At 45.6% G+C, this 21144-nt stretch carries 16 protein-coding genes and 1 tRNA gene; 8 read left to right on the forward strand and 9 right to left on the reverse strand.

Annotated elements, in window-relative coordinates; translation table 11 throughout:
• Positions 1-458 precede the first annotated feature (458 nt).
• Both H6F56_RS13330 and H6F56_RS13335 read left to right on the forward strand, forming a co-directional pair.
• A complete protein-coding gene (locus tag H6F56_RS13330; RefSeq protein ID WP_309236522.1) occupies positions 459-2165 on the forward strand; it encodes an NB-ARC domain-containing protein in 1707 nt (568 codons plus the stop codon).
• A complete protein-coding gene (locus tag H6F56_RS13335) occupies positions 2162-3784 on the forward strand; it encodes a protein kinase domain-containing protein (RefSeq protein WP_190668900.1) in 1623 nt (540 codons plus the stop codon). The genes H6F56_RS13330 and H6F56_RS13335 overlap by 4 nt, the downstream gene beginning before the upstream one ends.
• A 49-nt stretch (positions 3785-3833) precedes the next feature.
• Here the strand turns inward: H6F56_RS13335 and H6F56_RS13340 are convergent, their stop codons facing one another.
• On the reverse strand, positions 3834-4163 hold the full coding sequence (locus tag H6F56_RS13340) for a hypothetical protein (protein ID WP_190668902.1): 330 nt from the start codon (positions 4161-4163) through the stop codon (positions 3834-3836).
• A 658-nt stretch (positions 4164-4821) separates the two neighbouring features.
• Here H6F56_RS13340 and H6F56_RS13345 point away from each other — a divergent pair.
• Positions 4822-5160, forward strand: a complete 339-nt coding sequence (locus H6F56_RS13345; RefSeq protein WP_190668904.1) for a P-II family nitrogen regulator — start codon at positions 4822-4824, stop codon at positions 5158-5160.
• A gap of 45 nt (positions 5161-5205) precedes the next feature.
• Here H6F56_RS13345 and rdgB read toward each other — a convergent pair whose 3' ends face one another.
• Positions 5206-5793 carry an RdgB/HAM1 family non-canonical purine NTP pyrophosphatase gene (gene rdgB / locus H6F56_RS13350; RefSeq protein WP_190668906.1) on the reverse strand — a complete coding sequence of 196 codons (588 nt, stop codon included), beginning with the start codon at positions 5791-5793 and terminating at the stop codon, positions 5206-5208.
• Between the two features lie 17 nt (positions 5794-5810).
• Entirely contained in the window at positions 5811-7292 is a 1482-nt protein-coding gene (locus tag H6F56_RS13355) for a phosphoglucomutase/phosphomannomutase family protein (protein ID WP_190668908.1), read from the reverse strand.
• 297 nt (positions 7293-7589) lie between these two features.
• Between H6F56_RS13355 and H6F56_RS13360 the strand changes: the two genes are divergently transcribed.
• The 5 genes from H6F56_RS13360 (at position 7590) to H6F56_RS13380 (ending at position 11649) form a co-directional block, all read left to right on the forward strand.
• Positions 7590-8591 (forward strand): calcium-binding protein, encoded by a 1002-nt coding sequence (locus H6F56_RS13360; RefSeq protein WP_190668910.1) that lies wholly within the window; start codon positions 7590-7592, stop codon positions 8589-8591.
• A 93-nt stretch (positions 8592-8684) separates the two neighbouring features.
• The gene (gene tmk, locus H6F56_RS13365; protein WP_190668912.1) at positions 8685-9323 is read left to right on the forward strand and encodes a dTMP kinase; all 639 of its coding nucleotides are present in this window, start codon (positions 8685-8687) and stop codon (positions 9321-9323) included.
• Between the two features lie 71 nt (positions 9324-9394).
• Positions 9395-10375: a DNA polymerase III subunit delta' gene (gene holB / locus H6F56_RS13370; RefSeq protein ID WP_190668914.1), complete on the forward strand. Its 981-nt coding sequence runs from the start codon at positions 9395-9397 to the stop codon at positions 10373-10375.
• Between the two features lie 436 nt (positions 10376-10811).
• Positions 10812-11042: a hypothetical protein gene (locus H6F56_RS13375; RefSeq protein ID WP_190668915.1), complete on the forward strand. Its 231-nt coding sequence runs from the start codon at positions 10812-10814 to the stop codon at positions 11040-11042.
• A gap of 184 nt (positions 11043-11226) precedes the next feature.
• The gene (locus H6F56_RS13380; protein ID WP_190668917.1) at positions 11227-11649 is read left to right on the forward strand and encodes a DUF1824 family protein; all 423 of its coding nucleotides are present in this window, start codon (positions 11227-11229) and stop codon (positions 11647-11649) included.
• 107 nt (positions 11650-11756) lie between these two features.
• Here the strand turns inward: H6F56_RS13380 and H6F56_RS13385 are convergent, their stop codons facing one another.
• The 6 genes from H6F56_RS13385 to glyQ all read right to left on the reverse strand — a co-directional run bounded on the left by H6F56_RS13385 (position 11757) and on the right by glyQ (position 20900).
• On the reverse strand, positions 11757-14069 hold the full coding sequence (locus H6F56_RS13385; RefSeq protein WP_190668918.1) for a GumC family protein: 2313 nt from the start codon (positions 14067-14069) through the stop codon (positions 11757-11759).
• A gap of 93 nt (positions 14070-14162) precedes the next feature.
• A complete protein-coding gene (locus H6F56_RS13390) occupies positions 14163-16727 on the reverse strand; it encodes an SLBB domain-containing protein (protein WP_190668920.1) in 2565 nt (854 codons plus the stop codon).
• A gap of 158 nt (positions 16728-16885) precedes the next feature.
• Positions 16886-16972, reverse strand: a tRNA-Ser gene (locus tag H6F56_RS13395).
• Between the two features lie 44 nt (positions 16973-17016).
• On the reverse strand, positions 17017-19416 hold the full coding sequence (locus tag H6F56_RS13400) for a ComEC/Rec2 family competence protein (RefSeq protein ID WP_190668922.1): 2400 nt from the start codon (positions 19414-19416) through the stop codon (positions 17017-17019).
• On the reverse strand, positions 19416-19892 hold the full coding sequence (locus tag H6F56_RS13405) for a DUF4079 domain-containing protein (protein WP_323798428.1): 477 nt from the start codon (positions 19890-19892) through the stop codon (positions 19416-19418). Before H6F56_RS13405 ends, H6F56_RS13400 begins: the two co-directional genes overlap by 1 nt.
• A gap of 99 nt (positions 19893-19991) precedes the next feature.
• Positions 19992-20900 (reverse strand): glycine--tRNA ligase subunit alpha, encoded by a 909-nt coding sequence (gene glyQ / locus H6F56_RS13410; protein ID WP_190668924.1) that lies wholly within the window; start codon positions 20898-20900, stop codon positions 19992-19994.
• Positions 20901-21144 lie beyond the last annotated feature (244 nt).

A 21144-nucleotide genomic window follows, 5' to 3' on the forward strand; every position in this document is an offset into this window, starting at 1 on the left:
CGCTTAGTGCGTGAGGGCGCATGGCTACAAATCCTGGAGAATTCAACACCCAGGTATGATGATTGACAAGTTATATAACCTAACTTTCTATAGGAAGTATAAAAACTTTGCGGGCTTTGTCAACCGCCAAGGCAACAAATTTTAGGGCTATTTGGCTGTCGGGACAGTCACTCACGTGTTTAGGGAGATAGGGAGATGCCGGTACGATGCAGCTATTTGCACTGCTACTGCGTAAAATCTTTCGACGGGAGGATTTTTAATTTTCCGTAGCGATTCAGCCGACGTTGTAGCGAATTTTACCGGATGAATACGCTACATTCCTTAAGTTGCATCCCATCAGTTAACCTTTACTCCAAAAGTTCAGGTATATTTTTTTAATAAAAGTAAGTATGAGTATTCAAAAGTATTTTGTAAAAACTATCCCACTAAAATTTAGGACTACGCTCACACAAAGCCAAGTGAAGCTCTCACCAGTGCGCGGCTTGAAGGTAACAGAATATAATAAAAAGTGGAGATTTTTGAAATGCGAGAAGACTATCTTGATTCCCCCAATTCCCGAAGAATATCTGCAAATGTTAACCGCTGAACGCGGCGTGTCTGGTGCTGAGTTACAGGCTTTGCAGATGGCCCTTGGTGGCCAATCGACTGCCGAGATCGCAACAGAGTTGGGCATTAGCAACATTGCTGTCCGTAAGCGACTCGGTGAGGTGTACAGGAAATTCAATATTACAGGTGCCGGCCCAGGCAAATTAGCTGAATTAAAACATATGCTGCTGTCCATCTATCAAGGTGGATCACATCAGGCACTGTATGCAAGTTCTTCCCAGCCGGCTTCCTCAGCACCCGTTACCCTCCCCCAACGCCGAGATTTGAGCGAAGCACCAGACGTTCCCGTCTTCTATGGGCGTACACAGGAAATGGCCACCTTAGAACAGTGGCTCTTGCAAGATAAATGCCGGCTTGTCTCAGTCCTCGGCTTAGGCGGCATTGGCAAAACCACTTTATCTGTCCAAATCGCCAAACAAATTCAGGAACAGTTTGACTTTGTCATTTGGCAGTCCCTTCGCAACGCCCCGACAGCCGAAGAGTTGTTAAGTGGTTTAACCCAATTTTTATACAACCAGAAAAAACCTGACGGATTAACAGACATCAACGGTCGAGTCTCGCGGTTGATCGAGTATTTACGCAATCACAAATGTCTGCTGATTTTAGATGATTTTGAAAATGTGCTGCAAAGTGAAGAGCTAGCCGGTCATTATCGTAAAGGATACGAAGGATATGGTGAGCTACTCAAACGAATTGCAGAAACCAACCATACCAGTTGCTTAATGATCGTCTCTTCCGAGAAACCTGCCGATCTAGCTTTGCTTGAAGGAGGAAAAGTTCGTTCCTTGCCACTTATCGGTTCTGGAGAAGTTGCCATAGAAATTATCCGAGAGAAAGGCTTGTCAGGCCGGCAGCCCGAATGGAATGCCCTAATTGAGCGTTATGGGGGCAATCCACTAGCCATTAAAATCATGTCTTCAACCATTAAAGAATTGTTTAATGGAAATGTTGCAGACTTCTTAAAAAATACGCTATTTCTGGGAGATATTCGATATTTACTCGACCAGCAGTTTGTGAGACTGTCTGATTCCGAAAAAGAAATTATGTATTGGTTAGCAATTGAAGGCAATCCCCTAGACATTACTACCTTGAGGGAAGAAAGTTTGTTTCCTGTCTCGCCCTCAGAGTTGCTCACAACACTTGCTTCTTTAGATCGGCGGTCACTGATCGAAAAAATAACGGAAAAAGGTGAAACATTATTTACGCTTCAGCCGTTAATTATGAAGTATGTAGTCAGCCAATTTGTGGAGCAAGTGATAGATGAAATTCGAGAAGTGGTTAAAACGCAAAAACCTGAAAGATTAGCCCTCTTGAAAAGTCATGCATTGAACCCAAATGAAAGTTTGCCAGATATTAACGAGCTTCCTGATGTTTTGAAATTAGTGAAGCAAAAACTGGAAACAATGCTGTATAGCAACCCAGCATTTGTTGAAGATCAGATTAATGGTCTAAAGCAAGTTTTATCAAAACTTGAAGGAAAATCTCGACGGGAAGTTAAATATGCCGAGGACAATATTCGTACACTGCTCACGATTCTTAAGGAAGAGATAAGCGTGTGAGTTACTGCATCAACCCCAGATGTCCTAATTGCGAAAATCCAGACAATCTGGAAACTTGCCAGAGTTGCGGTTCCAGCTTGCTGATCAATGACCGATATCGCGTCGTGAAACCGTTGCGGGAACTCAACCCAGCTTATCCGACCGATATTTATGAGGTTAAAGATTTGGGTGGGGTTGATGACTGGGGAACCTTAAAGGTTCTGAAAGTTTTGAAATTCAATAACCCGGAACTCATGCGTCTGTTTAAGGAAGAAGCACGCGCTTTGATGTTTTTAAGGCATCGAGGAATTCCTAGAGTTGAGCCGGATGATTATTTCACATTTTCTCCTAACACCGGCAAGCAATTACCCTGCTTAGTTATGGAGAAAATAGAGGGAGAAAACTTAGCAGATTGGTTAGATAATAACGGCCCGATTTCCAAAAAAGAAGCGCTGGACTGGTTGCAGCAGCTCACAGAAATTTTGGATCGGGTACACGAACAAAACCTTTTGCACCGAGATATTAAACCCTCTAATATCATTCGCAAACCAAATGGCCGGCTGGCTTTGATAGACTTTGGCACGGTTAAAGTCGGGAATGACGGTGGAACCAGAGTTGGGACAACTGGATACGCAGCACCAGAGCAAGTAATTGGCCAATCAGGGCCACGCTCAGATTTCTATGCTTTGGGGCGCACTTTTGTGCATTTACTCACCGGCATCCCCCCACAAGAGTTTAGTACCGATTCCAATCCAGAAACCATCAATTGGCGCGAAAGTGTCAAGGGTTTAAAACCTTGGACGCCGCTTTCAAAAGGTTTAGCAGATTTAATTGATGAGCTGAAGGAACCGGAACCTAAGAACCGGCCAGAAAATACCTGGGAAATCTCTAAACGCCTAGAAAGCATTGCTAAAGCTTCAGACACGCCTAACTCTGGTTTCCGAAAGTTAAAAGCAGCACTGCTATCTTTAGGATTGATCACTTTCCCTCTAATCGCTCCTCAAATTCCCGTTCTAGTTAATCACTTTTTGTTTCCGAAATTAGATTCTTTTTTTGTCTCACTTGGTGCTGTAAACCTTGGAGAAAAGAATTACAAAAGCGCGAAGATGTACTACAATTTAGCGCTCAAAGTCAACCCTAATTCTGGAGCAGCTCGCTATAGCCTCGGAATGATTTGTGAAGTTTGGGAAGATTATAAGTGTGCCAAAAATCAATACTCGATTGCTACCACGCTCAACGATAACAATGTTGCTACTGCTGCTATCAGTAACTTAAGTCGCTTGCAAATTTTGGATGGAGACAGTGCCAAAGCTGTCGATCTACTCATGCCTAATTTAGAACGAGCTGAACACCCCAGAGTGAAAGCCGCCTTGTACAAAAACTTTGGTTGGGCTAGGTTTGAGCAAACTCGCTATGGCGAAGCAGAGACTAGCTTGCGAAAAGCCATTGAATTAGGGGACAAATGGGCGTCTCCTCACTGCTTACTCGCACAGGTATTAGAAGCCCAAAAGAGAAATCTAGCCTCACTGGTGGAATGGACGAACTGCCTTAACTATCTTTCTGGAGGTAGCCCGGAGGAGGACAATCTCTGGAAGAGTATGGCACGTCAACGTTTGAAAGACGTAGAAAAGAAACCCTGAAATCTAGGGTGTTGAGGCGATCGCGTTATTAATAAAAGACAATCAACGATTAGTCGGCAGCAACGAGCAAACTCTCTGAATTCCACCCAAGATGAAGCTCAAAATGGTTGGGTTCTGCCTTCGTGCCGGCATCAGGGTTTTGCTCAATTTCCTCCCTCTCTAATTCCTTATCTCGCTCAGATATATCTACTTCATCAAAGATTTCCAACTCTACATCGATTTCCACCGGCTCTAGCTTTTCATCCTCCTCATCCCCCAAACCGCTCGCTGTAAAAATCGCTTTCATAATAAAGGTTGGTAGCTGTGGCGGTTGTGGTTTTTTATCCCACACCATTTGAGCCACAGAACATTTTTTGGCAACAATATTAAACCAAGTCATTATAGAATCTTCCTTCTATCAAGAGCGAGCTTGTTGTTAATTACCTGGTTGAAAATAAAAGGTCGCGCAGCACTGTCTCACACTTATTAAGTAATGTGAGTTACATGAGGGGTTATAGCACCCAATCATTGTCTGATTGTCTAGTTGCTCTCCAAAGACTGTTCAGCGACCAATTTTTTCAAGCACACATCCAAAAATAAAAGTGAGAAGAAGCAAGGGAGGATGAGAACAGAAAGAATTCCTCTTTACTGCCGCAGACTTCACCATTTATCTTTTATGAAGCTGGATTGATATCCCCTAATTTTTCTTAAGCTCACTTTTTATCTTTAGCGTTTATATGTTATGTATTAAAAATATATGTTTCAATATAGTTTCCTAAAACTAAAAGTCCTTCGTGAGCTGAATATTATACAAATTGAGAAAAATCCTTTTTTAGTGAGATTCAATCAAAACCGGCTAGGGGTGCCGGTTGAGAGTTCCGAAGGTTGGTTCAACTGACATAGTCGTTCTCAGGACTCGCCGGCTCAGGCTTCGTGCCGGCATTGTGATATCTAAGTTATGGAAAGTATTCACGGTTACACAAGACTCGCACTAGACGGTGATAGTAAAATGCAGTGCTAGTTGAGCAGTAAACACATAAAACGAAGGAGCCAGAACTTTGAGAAAGGTAGAAGCCATTATTCGGCCATTTAAGCTAGACGAAGTCAAGATTGCCCTTGTCAACGCCGGCATCGTCGGGATGACTGTTTCCGAAGTCCGGGGCTTTGGGCGTCAAAAAGGACAAACCGAGCGCTATCGCGGTTCCGAGTACACCGTTGAGTTTCTACAGAAGCTCAAAGTCGAAATCGTTGTTGAAGATGACCAAGTCGATATGGTTGTAGACAAAATCATCGCTGCCTCGCGCACCGGCGAAATTGGAGACGGCAAGATTTTCATCTCGCCGGTTGATCAAATCATCCGAATTCGTACAGGAGAAAAGAACCAAGAAGCGATTTAACGGCTTAAGGCTGGGGCTGGAGGCTAGCATACCCCCAGTCCCGACTCATTCCTGCATCAGTTGCTGGATTTGGGGGAGCAGCGCTTGAAAGGCTTTGCCCCGATGGCTGCACTGTCGCTTCAACTCAGGCGTCATTTCCGCAAAAGTTAACTGCTGTGCCGGCACAAAGAAAATTGGATCGTAGCCAAATCCGCCTGTACCCCTTGGCGCGTGGAGAATTTCGCCCCGGCAAATCCCCTCCACTTGCAAGGCAATTCCTCCATCAGGATCGGCAATGGCGATGGCACAGACAAATTGAGCCTGCCGATTCGTTTCATCGCCCAATTCCCGCAGCAGCCGGCTAATTCGATCCGCATCTGTTTTGCCATAACGCGCCGAGTACACTCCGGGCACACCGGCAAGCGCATCCACGGATAAACCAGAATCATCAGCAATTGCCCATTCTCCGGTTGCTTTAGCCACCTCAGACGCTTTTAGGCAAGCATTTGCCATAAACGTCTCGCCGGTTTCTTCAACATCCAATTCATCGGGTTTCAGGCGTAATTCCCAACCGAGATCAGACAAATACGCCTGCATTTCCTTCAACTTACCGGGATTGCCGGTGGCGACAACGAGCAATTTTGGATTTGTCATTGGTTAGTTTTTCGTTATTAAAATCGATTCGCCCACTCTTTTGCCCATGCCAACGTGTGACGCACTTGCTCAAGCGTTGCCGCTTCGCAGTATAGGCGCAACACCGGCTCAGTCCCGCTAAAGCGAATCAGCAGCCAGCTATCATCCGCTAAACGAAACTTATAACCATCAATGGGATTACAATCCACCACCGGCTGACCGGCTATTTCTTGCAATGGCTGCTTTTGCAGTTGTTCTAGCAGACGCGATCTCACCTCCATACTCGCCAACGGTAGATCGATGCGATCATAAGCAGCCGTAAAGCCGGTTTCTTCCTGTAGCCGGTAGTATATTTCGCCTAAATCTTGACCCGATTCCACAACCGCTTCCAGCAGGTAAAGCGCTGACAGCAAAGCATCTCGTTCCGGAATGTGCGTCCCGTAGCCAATTCCCCCCGACTCTTCACCGCCAACTAACACCGGCACCTCTAGCATCCGATCCCCAATGTACTTGTAGCCGATGGGCGTTTCATAAATCGGCAAATCGTATAAAGCCGCAACGCGAGGAATTAAATCGGAACCACTCACCGTTTTTACAACTTCCCCCTTCCATCCCCGGCGTTTCGCTAAGTGATCAATCAGAATTGGGATTAAAATTTGAGAGCTGAGAAAATTGCCTTGAGCATCCACAGCCGCGATCCGGTCGCTATCGCCATCAAACACAAATCCAATCGCTAAACGCTCTCCACTTCCCTCACCCCCTCGTCGGTGGGTTCGCATCACTCGAAATAACTGAGAAAGATAGCGAGGCAACGGTTCCGGCGCACCTCCATCAAATAGGGGATCGCGGTTGCTGTTAATTTCTTGCACCGGCATCTCTAACAACTGGTTTAACCCGCTGGCAGCCGCACCGTGCATCACATCTGCAAAAACCGTGAGTTTTCCTTGGGAGATCGCATCCTGAATCCGCGAGATATCCACCTTTGCCCTTAGCCCCTCACAGTAACTCGGCCAGGGATTGAACATTTCTAGTTTTCCCGCAGTTATCGGCTGCTCATTCTGTGCCGGTGATTCTCCTTCCAACCGGGCTTCAATCTGTTTTGTCACCTCTGGCGACACCGAACCCCCAAAATATCCCTTGACTTTTAATCCTAAATATGCAGCAGGGTTGTGGCTGGCAGTCAAGACGATTGCACCTAGGGCATTTTTTTGCTTAGCTGCCCAACTAAACGCCGGAGTCGGGGCATAACCGTCTGAGAGCAATACATCGAATCCTGCCGCTTGGACAGCCTCAGCAGCCGCCTTGGCGAAGTCTTCAGCCAGAAAGCGCCGGTCATACCCAACTATGACGCTACGGCTGCCGGTGGTGTCGCCATAGATGTCTGCTAAGACTTGTGCGGCCACCGGCGCAACTCGTACCACACGCTCAAAGGTGAAATCTGCCGCAATCACGCCCCGCCAGCCGTCTGTACCAAACTTGATTGGAGTAACAGATGCCGGCACAGAGGAAGGTTGAACCATGATTAAATTTGCCTCGCTTACATTTATGACACCAGTTTTTCATGGCTTCTCCACATTATAAAAATGGGCGCTCCTCTCAAAGCATCGAGCAAAAGAAAAAAAATGCGTTATGTAAATTTTTTTGCGCTCAAAAGCAGAATTTTTAATCCCAAAATCTCCAAATCCTGGCTCCAGCAAAACTCAAAACCCATAGAAAATAGGCTTTTCCAGATCATCTGCCAAATCTTGATATAGGATGGTTTGCTGGGGCTGGGTATAATTTACCCCTGTGGTTGCTATAGGAGCAAGGTGTCGGATATGGCCAACATAATTGGAGATACGCTCGATAACTCCGTCATCGGAACTGCGGACGCTGATTTAGTTTTGGGTCTTGATGGAGCCGATACACTCTTTGGCCGTCAAACGACTGACCAGTTATTTGGCAACGCCGGCACTGACCTATTGTTTGGCGAGGACGGCAACGACATCATCTGGGGGGGTGGCGATGAAGACACCTTGTTTGCAGGAGTCGGCGATGACACTGTCTATGGAAACTTAGGTAATGACCAGGTATACGGCGAGGCCGGCCTAGATCAAGTTTTTGGAGGAATCGGTGACGATACTTTATGGGGCGGTTTGGACAATGACACCGTTTTAGGTGAAGAGGGTCTTGACACCATCTATGGAGAAGCCGGCGATGACCAGTTATTTGGCAACGGCGAGAGCGATCACCTTTTTGGCGATGACGGTGTAGACATCTTGCGCGGCGGTCAAGGAGATGACACCCTTCAGGGTGGAAACGACAATGATGTTGTCGGCGGAGATTTTGGCAACGACTATGCCAGCGGCAACAGCGGCAACGATGCCTTAACCGGCGCAGATGGCGACGACACCCTGCGCGGCGGTCGCGGCAATGACTCTCTGTTGGGCGATGATGGTAATGACTATCTGTTGGGTGACTTTGGTGAAGATACGATAACAGGGGGTGCCGGCCAAGATGTATTTGTCTTGTCTGCCAGTGCCGGCCCTGAGTACATCACTGACTACTTCGACAACCAAGATTTTATCGGCTTAGGTGATGATTTAACTTTCGCCGACCTTGAGTTCGAGGAGGGACTTAATTTAGTCTCAGAAAACGCCCTCAGCACATTTACTATCATCAACGCCCCTGGCGGTAAGCTTTTGGCAATCGTGGCAAGTCTTCCCTCTCCAGCGCAGCTGACTGAGGAGGATTTTATAAGCGTTGGTGAAACCGGCCTGGGTTCAGGTGCATTCGTTACAGCGTCTGGTGATATTATCACCACACCGACAACTCCCTAATAAGCCTTGTTATCCTGAGCCTATGCTGCCCCTCTCCCCGTGTATATTCAAAACAGCTATGAACGCCGGCACTCTTAAACTTAATTTCCGACTATGACCGGCAGATTCATTGTTTTTGAAGGGGTTGAGGGGTGTGGGAAAACCACACAGTTACAAAAATTACAGCAGTGGCTGCAAGCAGACAGCCGGTTTAAACACTGTTCTGTACTGGTTACGAGACAACCAGGAGGATCAGAACTTGGTTTGCAGTTGCGCCGGCTGCTGTTAGAACCTCGCCCCAGCGAACCGATGCAAGATCGGGCAGAATTATTTTTATATGCTGCTGATCGAGCGCAACACGTTGAGGGATTCCTCAAGCCTCAGCTAGCTGCCGGTGCGATTATTTTATGTGACCGCTACACAGATTCCACCATTGCTTATCAAGGTTATGGCCGGGGTTTAAATCTAACCGTAATAGAACAGCTTAATCAGCTAGCAACAGACGGACTGGAGAGCGATTTAACCTTTTGGCTGGATGTAGATGTAGAAATTGGTCTAGCCAGAGCCAAGCGTCGGGGAAGCGTTGATCGCATTGAGCAAGCAAATCTAGATTTCCATCGGCGAGTTCAGCAAGGATACACAAAACTTGCCAAAGCTCATCCCCAGCGAATTGTGCGAATAGATGCTGAACCCAGTCAAGAACAAGTTGCCCACCAGATTCAAACAATTTTGAATCAACACTTTTTCCCATGAACAATCGAGAATCGCTGAGAACAAATTCTAAAATTTTCTACCCCGTAGCTTCCTAAATCCAACCTTGAATTATGAGCGATTTTTTTGAACAACTCATCAGCCAAGAACCGGCAGTCGAGTTGCTAACCCAAGCAGTCGCACAGAATCGAATCGCACCGGCTTATTTATTTGCCGGCCCTGATGGGGTGGGGCGTAGTTTAGCAGCGCGGTGTTTTATCGAGCAACTCTTCTGTGTGAATCTCCCTGAACATCAAGAGATCGTCTCAGTACAAAAGCGAGTGCGTCAGGGGAATCATCCTGATTTGCTTTGGGTGGAACCGACTTATTTGCACCAAGGGAAGCGACTTTCGGCAGCAGAAGCAGCGGCAGCCAGTGTGAAGCGAAAAGCACCCCCGCAAATTCGACTGGAACAGATCCGGGAAATTAGTCAATTTCTCAGCCGGCCTCCTTTGGCAGCCTCGCGCTCGGTGGTGGTAATAGAGCGAGCGGAAACAATGGCGGAGGCGGCAGCAAATGCCTTACTGAAAACGCTGGAAGAACCGGGACAGGCGACGCTAATTTTGATCGCACCGGCATCTGAGTCTTTATTACCAACGTTGGTGTCGCGCTGTCAGCGAATACCGTTTTATCGATTATCACGAGAGGCGATGGATCAGGTACTTAGACGGCACGCTCATGAGGAAATTGTGGCAAATGAGCCGGTGATGGCACAGGCGCAGGGAAGTCCGGGAGATGCAATCACCTCGTGGCAGCAATTACAAACGATTCCCCCGGAACTGCTGCAAGCGGTAACACAAATACCCCGCACACCCCGCAAAGCTTTAGAACTGGCAAAAGAGATTGACAAAGCTTTAGATACGGAAGCGCAGTTGTGGTTGGTGGAATATTTACAGCACTGCTACTGGCAGCAACAGCTTCAAGCCGGCATGATTCATGAGTTACCTCTGCGCCGGTTGGAAACAGCCCGCCAGTATTTGCTCAATTATGCCCAGCCGCGATTAGTTTGGGAGTGTACACTTTTAGATATGTGTCAACTAGGAAAAGTTTGCTAGATAGGATTTGTACGCCAAAAAGTTGTCTTTCTTCCTTCCTCTATCTCCGCCTATTTTCTATCGCGGAAATTTAATGCTAATCCGCTAAAGGGATTGGGTGCCAGTAGAAACACGGAGACTCAAAAGTAGAAAAACATTAACTTATGATAAGAACTATAGGTAAAATACTAGATTAAGTTAATTTAATTCAGAAGCACCACTTTAGCGACAGGTAAATAGATCTATGATCCTAGAAAAAGCAATTGTAGGATTGTGCTAACCGGCAAACTGGTTATTTTAGTGGTTAACAAGTCAAACAATGGGGAATAGTCTCAGACTCCTAGGAAAAAAGTAATTGCCAATTCCTTTAAGCCCAAGAGTGAAGCTATTGGAACTCAGCCACAGTGAGCTTGCATCTACAAACAAGTCCATTTGATATTTAGGAAATTGTAAGTCAATGTCTGAAGACATTCAAAATATGGCTTTTGAAGTTTTACCCGAACCAAACGCTGATAATGCTGTGTTTTTAGAGCCGGCATCTGCCCCAATTCAGCCGGCATCTGATGTGGAATCACCTGATCACTCTAGCCGTCGAGACTCAGAACCAACAGAGGAATTAAAAGCCATCGCTAAGGCTTTAATGGTTAATTTGGCTTGGGCGATGGGAGGATTATTTAATAAAAAGTAAATGTTTTGCCGGCAGATTGAGTTTGAGCGATGTCCTTGAGCTAATATTGTGATTAATTTGCAGAAACTCACAGGTTCTCATAAATGTGGGTTCCTTGACACAGTAGAAAGAAAGCCAAGAAGCGTTAATTCTCTATCGCCGGCATATTTACACCAAACCGCTCACTGCAATAATATCAGCATCTATGAACCCACAGAAACAGGCTAATCTGACCATTAAAGAAGCACAACAAATTCTTGCACCTTTTAACTGCATAGAAACGAAATCAGTAGAGTCTGAATCGGAAAAGGTATTAATTCGTCAAGCCCTGCTTTTACTAGCCGCCCACTCTGATTACCAAATATTAGGAATTTGCGCCGGCACTCCAGAGCAAGGGCTATTAGCGCTAGAAAGCTATGCAAAAGCTTTAGGCCATGAAGCTTCCCTCGACATTTCCAAAGCTGAAGGCGCTGTTTATATTAAGTTCAACCCTCTCACAGGCTTATGTTATTTTGACTCCTACACAGGAAAACATCGAGGAGTTCTGATATCATGTCAATCTTCTTATCAAGATGGAATTAATGAAATGTATGGTCACTTACCGCTTGATTTATTTATACTAAAATAATAAAATATTCTTTAGATAAAGTTCACAGAGAATTGATAATATAATAAATTCTTAATGCACTCCTAAATTTAGGCTGTGTATATTTTTGTATAAAATAATTTAATTTATTAAAATATAGGAGACAACAAAGGAAATAAGGAATCAGGATTCTGAGTTTTTGTAACCTTTTTATAATAACGATCATACATTTTTAAACTATCCTTTGTTACCCCATTTGCAACCACGCCTAAAACAGGAAAATCAGCAGTGCTTAATCCATCTAATACTTGTGCAAGAACAGTTCGATCTGTTTGACCCATCCTCACAACTAGCACGAGTCCATCTGTATTCGCAGCCAGAAATTTACTATCGGCCACATTCAGCAGTGGTGGTGCATCATAAATAACTAAATCAAAGGCAAATTTTAACTTATTCATTAAATGTTGCATATTTTTAGATGAAAGAAATTGAGGCGCATCTGTTAGCATTTTTCCAGCAGTTAGTACCCATAAATTTTCCTCAATCTGTGATTTAGTAATCACATTATTCACTTGAATATTACTAGAAATTACATCACTTAATCCTTCTTGGGGTGCTAAAGCTAGCTGAGTGTGAATTTGAGGCCGGCGCAAGTTGGCATCCACCAATAATACTCGCTGCCCCATAACAGCCGCAGCTTGTGCTAAGTTCAACGCTACTGTAGATTTTCCATCTCCAGATGTGGCAGAACTAATCACCAAAGAGCGAATCCGCTTGTTCAACTTCAGAAAGCGAAATTTTGTGTAAAGTAAACGAAAAGCTTCTTGGAAAAATGAGGGCGTCAAGAGGTGAGACGAGTTAACTTCCTCTTCCTCTAATTCCCCTCTTAACGGCTTTACTAATTTTTGTTCATTATAAGGAATTATCCCTATAACAGGCAAACTTAGAGCATTTTTTAAATCATCAGGAGTGTGGAAAATATTGTTTAGCCGTTCCGCCAGCGCAGCTGCACCCGCGCCTAATAACAAGCCGGCGGCTCCTCCTAAAGCTAAAGTAATGGGCAGTTCTGGAGACACCGGCACCGGTATCCCTTTCATATCTTGCATAATTTCCGGTGGAGAAATCAATTCCCAAGGCACCTCCTGCTGAGCGGCTTCAACCCGCAGCACTTCTCGTTGTGTTAAGAGTTGCTTTAGCGTGTCAGTGGCTATATTTAATTCTGCTTCTAAATTTGAATGTTCGCGAACCAAAGAAGGAAATCGGCTGACTTGTTCATTTAACTGCCTTTCCGCCTCCGTAGTAGCCTTTAAGCGTACCTCTTGAACAAGAATAGTGTTTGCAGTATTGATCAACTGTTGAGCTAAATTCAAGCGAATTGAATCTTGAAAGGGTAAAGTCTTAATATTTCCCGTTTTTCCTAACACTTGTTGCGCTTCTTGATTCAACAAAGGAATTAAATTTTGCTGTTGCTCTCGCAACATTTTGAGAATAGGGCTAGTTTCATGAAATCGGGCAGATTCAATAGCAATCTTTGTTTCTATTTCTTTAAGTTTATCAAGCAACTGTTGATATCGAGGCGCTTGCGTTAAAGCAGCAGCAGCAAGTGCAGCATCAGGATCTAAACCCAAACGTTGCTGTAGCATAGTATAAAGTGACCGCTGCTGATTTAAGGTTGTTTCTGCTTCCAGTCGCTGGTTTTGAATTTGAGTAACTCGCTCAGATAGATGCTTTCCCTGAATTTGCAGATTTATAATATTAAATTGCTGCCGAAATTCCTGAATTTTTCTTTGCTGCTCATCCACCCGCCGGCGCAGATCAGGCAGTTGCTTCTCAATAAAGTTAATTCCTTCGCGGTTAGAGGTTTTGCGATCTTCAGCGCTGTAGTTAAGATAGCCCTGAGCTACTTTTTGTAAAACAAAGTTAATTTTTGCCTTATCTAAGCTGCGATATCGCACTTCTATGATTTTAGTTTTGTTGTAACGCTCGATTAATAATTGATTCTTACCGGCTTCTTTATTAAAAAGAGAGTGATAGCTAATATCTCCATATCGAGCTTGCAACTGCTCAATAATCGGAGACATGACTTTAGGACTCCACAAAACTTGTATTTGAGTCTCATAATCTAAACCGGCTGCCGGCATTTTGCTGTTAACGTTAATGGGAAGCAAGTTATTCGCTTGGCTTCCAGGCATCATTGGCTCTAACAACAACTGAAATTTGCCTTCATACTCAGGCGTTTGAGTGAAACTCCAAATTCCAACGACAGCCGTTACTCCCGTTGCCACACCGGCAATTAAAACGCCTCTGCGACGAACAATAGGTAAAACCTGACTGAGATCGAATTCTTCATCCTCATGCTTGTGCGCTTCAGACAGGTAAATCTGAGGTAATGTTTGAGGTTGCCGGTTATGAACTTTAGGCAAAGACAGCTGAGAAGATGGTTGGCTTTCTATCGTATTCATTAACTCAGCCCAGAAAATTTAAGGGAATTGAAGGATGATTTAAAAGGATGCCGGCAGATGCAACTCCTCACCCAAACCCTACTGCTTTGAGAATTAGAACAAGTTGAGAATTGGGAAAATAAACCGCAGTGGACTTAACACTTCACCCACCGTATCTGACAAGCCTGCTAAGCCAGATTTACCAACTATAACCACATCATTAGGGCGGAGAGTTGGATTATTTTGTTCATTAATTCCATTTTCAAGATCAATTTCTACACTGCGTTTAGAAACTGTGCCATTCGCATTGAGGCGAACCAGCTCCACAGTTCTTTTCCGCGCGCGGGTATTAAATCCACCTGCTGCTAGGAGTGCTTGATTTAAAGGTGTATTGGGTGGAACTTGTACAGCTCCTGGTTTGACCACTTCTCCAACTATATTGACGGTAATTGCAGCAGGTGAAAAACTAGCAGAAGCCAGCTCAGTTGCCTCTTCGGGATTCAAGGCAATTGCCGTGGGAATAACAATTGTATCGCCTTGTTGTAAAGTTACATCTTGGCGTAAATCACCAGATTGTAAAAGATCCCAAAGATTGACGTTAATGGTTTTTTCAGAACCTTCTCTTGTCATGCGGCGTACTTGAACCTGGCGGATATCAGCTAATTGCGTGATGCCGCCGGCAACTTGAATGGCTCGCGTGATCGTTGGGATAGTGCCGGTTTCATCTTCATCTGACTTAATAATATGAGATCCAGGACGAGCAACTTCACCCACAACAGCGATGCTGACAGGTTGAGTTTGATCAGCCGCAAAGTTGGCGGCAGCTAATTGAGGAGCTTCTGCTAAATTAACATCAGTAGAAGTTGGAATAACAATTGTATCGCCTTGTTGCAAAATCACATCTTGCTGAAGATCCCCACCCCTTAAGAGTTGCCATAAATCTACAGCAATTAGCTGTTCTGAACCGGCTTGTGTGGGCCGGCGAATTTGTACGCGACGAATATCAGCAGATTGCGTCACCCCGCCGGCAACTTTAATTGCCTTTGTTAAAGTGGCCCGCTCACCGGCTTCATCCACCGTTACGGTATAAGAACCGGGTTTAGAAACTTCTCCAACAACGGCAATATTTAAAGGTTGAGTTTTAGCAGCAGAAAAACTAGCAGATGCCAATCTAGGCGCTTCTGCTAAATTAGTGCTGACCGAAGTAGGAATAAAGATCATATCCCCATCTTGCAACGTTAAATCTTGACGCAAATCGCCGCCTTGCAATAGTGCCCACAAATCGATTCCAATGATTTGATCTGCACCCCTCAATTGAGGCCGGCGCACCAGCACCTGACGCAAGTTTGACGCTTGATTAATTCCCCCAGCCAGTTGAATTGCTTGGGTGATTGTAGGAAATTGAATTCCACCATTCCCATCCTCTTCGCCGGCAAGTGGAATTGTATAAGAACCGGGACGGTTTACCTCTCCAGAAATCCCAACTTTCAAAGGGCGAGGCGCTATCAAACTCACTGTTATAATAGGTTCCCTGATGAAATAAGCGTATTTTCCAGAAATAGTAGAAGCGGCCCCCTCCAAAGTTAATCCTTTAACAGCGACATTGCCAATCAATGGTAAGTTTACGGAACCATTAACCAAAACTTGATATTCACCCGCGTATTCGGGAACGTTTAAAATATCCAGACGGATGCGATCCCCCCCTCCTAGGGTGTAATCTGCCTGCTGAGCTTCAATTGCTGAAGTCGTTGGCCGTACACTGAAACCTGGTGGAGGTGCAGCGAGAGAAGTCGTATTCGTTATTAACTGGGTGTTGAAAGTAGAAGGAGGCGGCGGCGCAACGCGAATCGGATTAGGTGACAGCGTTGGCAGTGGCGGCTGATTTTGTGGCTGGCTGGCAACTGCACCCGGTGTCAGCGCCGGCATTTGTCCAGTTTTGACCAAGGCTTGATAGAGAAACGCTGCGACTTCAGCCCGTGTTGCGTCTTGATTAGGATTGAGCGAACGGATATTGGGATAATTAACAACTAGGCGATTTTCTATCGCTGCTGCAACGCTATTACGCGCGGATTCAGGGATGCTGCCGGCATCATCAAAATAAGTCTCTAAGTTATTCGGATTAACGGTAGTGGCTTTTAAATTAAGTCCTTCCACTAAACCGACTAAAACTTGCACGCGGGAGATATTTTGAGTGGGATTAAATAAGTTACTCCCCTCTTCCCTAATAAAGCCCATTTGATAGGCATTTTGAATCGCATTGTAAGCCCAATAATTAGCCGGCACATCGGCAAATTGAGCAGCAGGGCGCAGGAGATTTTTTTGAAAAGCTTGTTGAATAATTGTGGCAAACTGAGCGCGATTTAGCGCTACGTCCGGTCGAAAGTTTCCATCAGAAAAACCTTGAATAATCCCCCGCGAAACCAGAGGTTCTATAAAACTTTGTGCCCAATGACCGGGCACATCAGCAAGACGCTGACCGGCAACTTGTACGATAAAGCTTTCCGGTGAAGCGACAGGGATAACGGGTACGGGTGTGCCGGTGTTCGCACTCACGACAAAGTTACTACCCTCTTGTTCTGATTGTGGAGAGGGTGAAGTTGAATAAGCGCTAGCCGTTTGGGTGAAATCTTGGGTAGCGAGGGCAGTTAAGGTACAAAGGGCAACAAACGAGACACGCATAGAAGTAACCTTGCCGGTCAGTGAGAGAGTGGGAACGAAGGTTCGACAGCACCCCACATTGAGTCGATACCCAAATGCTATCTACTGATACCAAATCTCAACTGACCATCAGGACGATGCCTACTTGCTGGCAACTAGCTAATATGTAAAGTTTTCAACGGAGAGGGTGGGATTTGAACCCACGTTAAGGTTGCCCCTAAAGTAGATTTCGAGTCTACCGCATTCAACCGCTCTGCCACCTCTCCAAGTGCCCGTGCTATTTATAGTATTTTACTCGATCTTTGACCGATTACAGCAGGGAAGCTTTGTTTTCCGTTGCCTCTAGCATTGTTTCAAATCCACCTGCCGGTGTCCACTGAAGTGCACCATCCCGTTCCGTCCAGTATAACTGGGCCTTGGCTTTACTCAGCTGGGCCGCCGTATCTGGATCGACAGACTTAGAGGATGAGATCGCCACCGCCGGCTGCAATGTCTTCAGTAAACTGGCATTCAGATGCTTCCCAGACCACCAAAGCACTTGCAAATTCTGTAGCTTTTCTGCTTTCAGTAATTTTTGTTGCTCCGCTGGATTGAGATCTCCTAATAATAACCAATTTTGGCCATTAATTTGAAATTGCACCACCGGCAGTTGCGGATCAATTAGCTCAACCGAAGTCGTGCCGGTAGATATGGCTCTGCCGGCCGGCAATGGCTGGTAAAATCCCTCGTGTGCTTTCATCGCCCTTGCAATTGCACCATCAGGGCTGTGTTTTATACTGTGCAGTATTTTAATAGGCACGCGTTCTAAAATTAAATTCCAGCCACTTCTGGAGTCAGGCTGAGCGCCCGTAGCAATTGCCCAATCAATTTGATTAACACCTTGCTGCTGTAAAAAAGGTAACACTGTAAATCGAGCCGTACTGTCATCTCCACTATTAACAAGGGTAATTTTTCCGCGATCTTGAATCACCAAAATTGGCTCTTTCGTGGTATCGAGTACCGTAATCCGAAATAAGGTTGTTTTTGTTTGATGGGCCGGCACGACGACCAAACTGACTGCAACTAAACCGGCAAACCACCAGCGCCCAGCAATTGATAAGGGATAAAAAATAAACGATAAATTAATTTTGCCTTTGCCTAATTGCTTTTTCTTATTTTCCTGATAATTTCCCATCAGCCAGACTAAGCCAATTAACCCATACAGCGCCACCAACTGGATTGCAGTGAGCGTACCGACTGCCACTGAATTGCCAGGTAACTTATTAAAAAACTCTACAATTACAATCATCGCGTGGCTGGGATAATACAACGGCCACGCCAATGCGCTTCCTGCTGTTGGCCAAATAAAGCCTACAAAAGCGCTAATAAAACCACCCAAACTAATTACAGAAATTAGAGGAGTGGTAATGATATTAACTAAAATGCTGTAAGGAGATATGACGTTAAAAATGTAAAGTTGTAACGGCAAAACCCAGACAGAAGCAGCAAGTGGAACTGCAATTAAAGATGCAATAGCCGGGGGTAACCAATCCAAACGTTTAATAATGGCCGGCACCGTCACAACTAACCCTAGTGTCGCCAAAAAACTGAACTGAAAACCTAAATCCCAAACCCACAAAGGATTAAACAACAGCAGAATTGTTGCCGCTAGTAGCAGTGAACCCAATGGCTTCACCTTCCTTTCCGCCACCAAAGCAACTAACGCCCCAATTCCCATAATTGCAGCACGGCTGACTGAAGGCTCTAAACCACTTAAGCCAACAAATATAGCGATGGCACCTGTCCCTATGGCAAATTGAACGCGCATAGAAAGACGCCTCGTTAAAGCCAATACCATCCCTAAAATTAAGGACACTTGAGCGCCAGAAGCTGCGAGAGTGTGGGCTAACCCAACCTGAACAAAGGGGTCTTTAATGTCATAAGGCAGATCGACGGCTTGTTTTCCTAAAGCCATTGCACTGACCAATGGGCCTTCCGGGACGCTTAGCCAATTGACCTGCGAGCGAATTATTCGCTGCCTTATCACCCACCATCCCCATCTTGTGCCGGTTTGTCCATTGGGCCAGCTAACTTGACGCCCCCGCAGACCTGCAAAGGAGCCTTCTTTAGCCAAGTAAGCTTGAAAATTAAACGCCCCTGGGTTTGTCGGGGCTTTTGGTATGTATAAGACGCCGGTGACGGCAACTCTCTGACCCGGATACAGACCTGTTGCTTGCAGGAGGGGGGCTGTTACATACAATTTCCCAGTAACGACTTGAGTGCCTTCTGCCGGTTTGTTTGGTTTGTTTGCCGATGGAGACTTTTCAGGAGAAACAATCTCGTTAAAGTTAGTTGTTTCTAACCAAAATTGAGCTTTTTGAGAGCGAGTTAAGTGCGGGGTACTGCCAACTTTACCCCACACCATAACAACTTGCTCTAGAGCTTTTTGATCAGCCGGTTTCACAAATCTGCTAATGTCGTTGGCTGCCGGTTGTGGAACTCGTGTTTGAAAATACAGGGTTGCTAATAATCCAATGATGCCAGCACTCAGCCACAGCCAAAATTTAGGGCCGGTTCTCCAAAATCTAGGAATTACCAGCGCTGCCGCTATTCCCAATGTTAAGAGGATTAAGCCCCCTGCCGACACGCCAAAAAACGGCTTGGGAGTTGCTGCACACAGCAATCCTACAATGTAAGCCAGACTTAAAATTATGCCGCCGGTGCGGGTCATTAGATAGCCAGCCCTAGTTTCAAACCGAGTATTGCATGAAGAAACAGTAGGCAAAGTGCTGTACTGCCCAGGTAAGCGTGAGCTGTGCGTAGCACGGCTTTATTGCCACCAAAGCCACTTAAAGAAATGACGCCATTGATGGCGAGTAACGCCAGCACAATTGAGCCTGTCCAAAAATGCGGGCTTTCCAGCACCGGCTGATGTTGCATGACGAGGGACAGCACGCCGCCGGTGTAGCCTAAAGCCAGAAACAAAAACATCCACGGTGCTAATTTCCGGTGGTCACTACGACTCTTATTTGCCGTTTCTGGATCGGTAACTGCCCGCCCACGCCAGCCGACTAACCCAACAAAACTGCCCATCACAAACACGACAATGGCCATCATTAGGGGATGCCCCCAATGGGTAATGGGTTCAGGAATCCCTAACCTGCGAAATTGCTCAGCAATAGGTTCGAGCAGTTGACTCAGATCCATCAGTTACAAAACCTTGTCCTTCAGCATTTTGATAGAAGCCGGTGCAAGCCAGTAAGCCGAACGACTCATTTTAAGTGATCTCAGCCTATCTTGTAAGAATTACTGTGATGTTAGTTGATCTGCCGGTAGCTTACCCTCCAGCCTCCGCCCCAATGGAAATTCTAACTGCTCTCGTTGCTGCAAGTATAGATGCGCCACTCGCCGCGCTAAGTTACGAATTCTCCCAATGTACCGTGTCCGCTCCGTTACAGAAATCACTCCTCTGGCGTCCAGTAGGTTAAATGAGTGAGAACACTTGAGAACATAATCCAAAGCCGGTAAAACTAGACCGCGCTGGGTTAACTGTTCTGCTTCTTGTTCGTATAGCCCAAACAACGTAAACAGCAAATCGGGATTCGACGCCTCGAAGTTATAAGTACATTGCTCAATTTCTCCTTGAAAGTGAACATCTCCATAGCTCACCTCATCTGTCCAGCGAATTTTGGTAAACGCATCAACCTCTTGAAGATACATGGCTAGCCGCTCTAGTCCATAAGTAATCTCAATAGCTACTGGACGACAATCAATTCCTCCACACTGCTGGAAGTAGGTAAATTGAGTGATTTCCATGCCATCAAGCCAAACCTCCCAGCCTACACCCCAAGCCCCTAGGGTGGGAGATTCCCAGTTGTCTTCCACAAACCGAATGTCGTGATCCTCTGGACGAATGCCTAGCGCCCGCAAGGAATCCAGATATATATCTTGGATATTATCGGGTGAGGGCTTCATCAGCACTTGGTACTGGTAGTAGTGCTGGTAGCGATTAGGATTTTCGCCATAGCGCCCATCCGTAGGACGCCGGCAAGGCTCTACATAGGCAACTGACCAGGGTTCAGGCCCAATCGCTCTTAAAAATGTATGGGGACTCATCGTGCCGGCCCCTTTCTCTATATCGTAGGGTTGCGCAATTAAGCAGCCGCGCTCGGCCCAGAACTGATGCAATGTAGCAATGACCGATTGAAAATTCACAGGGGGTTTTCCTCAGTAGCAAAATGTGCATTACTCATTCTCGCGCAAATGCTTCGCCCTGCAAGGGTTTGAGAGTTATCGAAACCCATTAAAAATATTTTGCTCAAAAGGGTTGACAGACCCCAATTGAGTTGATAGATTAGTAAAGCGCTCAAGGGAAGCGACGTGAAAGCGAAGCGCCTCAAAGCGCCCTGAACCTAGAAAAAATAATAGTTTGAAAGCCAGAAACATTCAACCGGGTCAA

Source organism: Microcoleus sp. FACHB-672 (assembly GCF_014695725.1).
Classification (GTDB): domain Bacteria; phylum Cyanobacteriota; class Cyanobacteriia; order Cyanobacteriales; family Oscillatoriaceae; genus FACHB-68.

What these genes read in the sequence shown, in the direction of transcription:
- H6F56_RS13390 (WP_190668920.1), bottom strand. Translation starts at nt 16,727, where the DNA reads ATGCGTGTCTCGTTTGTTGCCCTTTGTACCTTAACTGCCCTCGCTACC.
- H6F56_RS13375 (WP_190668915.1), top strand. Translation starts at nt 10,812, where the DNA reads ATGTCTGAAGACATTCAAAATATGGCTTTTGAAGTTTTACCCGAACCA.
- H6F56_RS13400 (WP_190668922.1), bottom strand. Translation starts at nt 19,416, where the DNA reads ATGACCCGCACCGGCGGCATAATTTTAAGTCTGGCTTACATTGTAGGA.
- H6F56_RS13380 (WP_190668917.1), top strand. Translation starts at nt 11,227, where the DNA reads ATGAACCCACAGAAACAGGCTAATCTGACCATTAAAGAAGCACAACAA.
- H6F56_RS13340 (WP_190668902.1), bottom strand. Translation starts at nt 4,163, where the DNA reads ATGACTTGGTTTAATATTGTTGCCAAAAAATGTTCTGTGGCTCAAATG.
- H6F56_RS13355 (WP_190668908.1), bottom strand. Translation starts at nt 7,292, where the DNA reads ATGGTTCAACCTTCCTCTGTGCCGGCATCTGTTACTCCAATCAAGTTT.
- H6F56_RS13405 (WP_323798428.1), bottom strand. Translation starts at nt 19,892, where the DNA reads ATGGATCTGAGTCAACTGCTCGAACCTATTGCTGAGCAATTTCGCAGG.
- H6F56_RS13360 (WP_190668910.1), top strand. Translation starts at nt 7,590, where the DNA reads ATGGCCAACATAATTGGAGATACGCTCGATAACTCCGTCATCGGAACT.
- holB (WP_190668914.1), top strand. Translation starts at nt 9,395, where the DNA reads ATGAGCGATTTTTTTGAACAACTCATCAGCCAAGAACCGGCAGTCGAG.
- rdgB (WP_190668906.1), bottom strand. Translation starts at nt 5,793, where the DNA reads ATGACAAATCCAAAATTGCTCGTTGTCGCCACCGGCAATCCCGGTAAG.
- H6F56_RS13385 (WP_190668918.1), bottom strand. Translation starts at nt 14,069, where the DNA reads ATGAATACGATAGAAAGCCAACCATCTTCTCAGCTGTCTTTGCCTAAA.
- tmk (WP_190668912.1), top strand. Translation starts at nt 8,685, where the DNA reads ATGACCGGCAGATTCATTGTTTTTGAAGGGGTTGAGGGGTGTGGGAAA.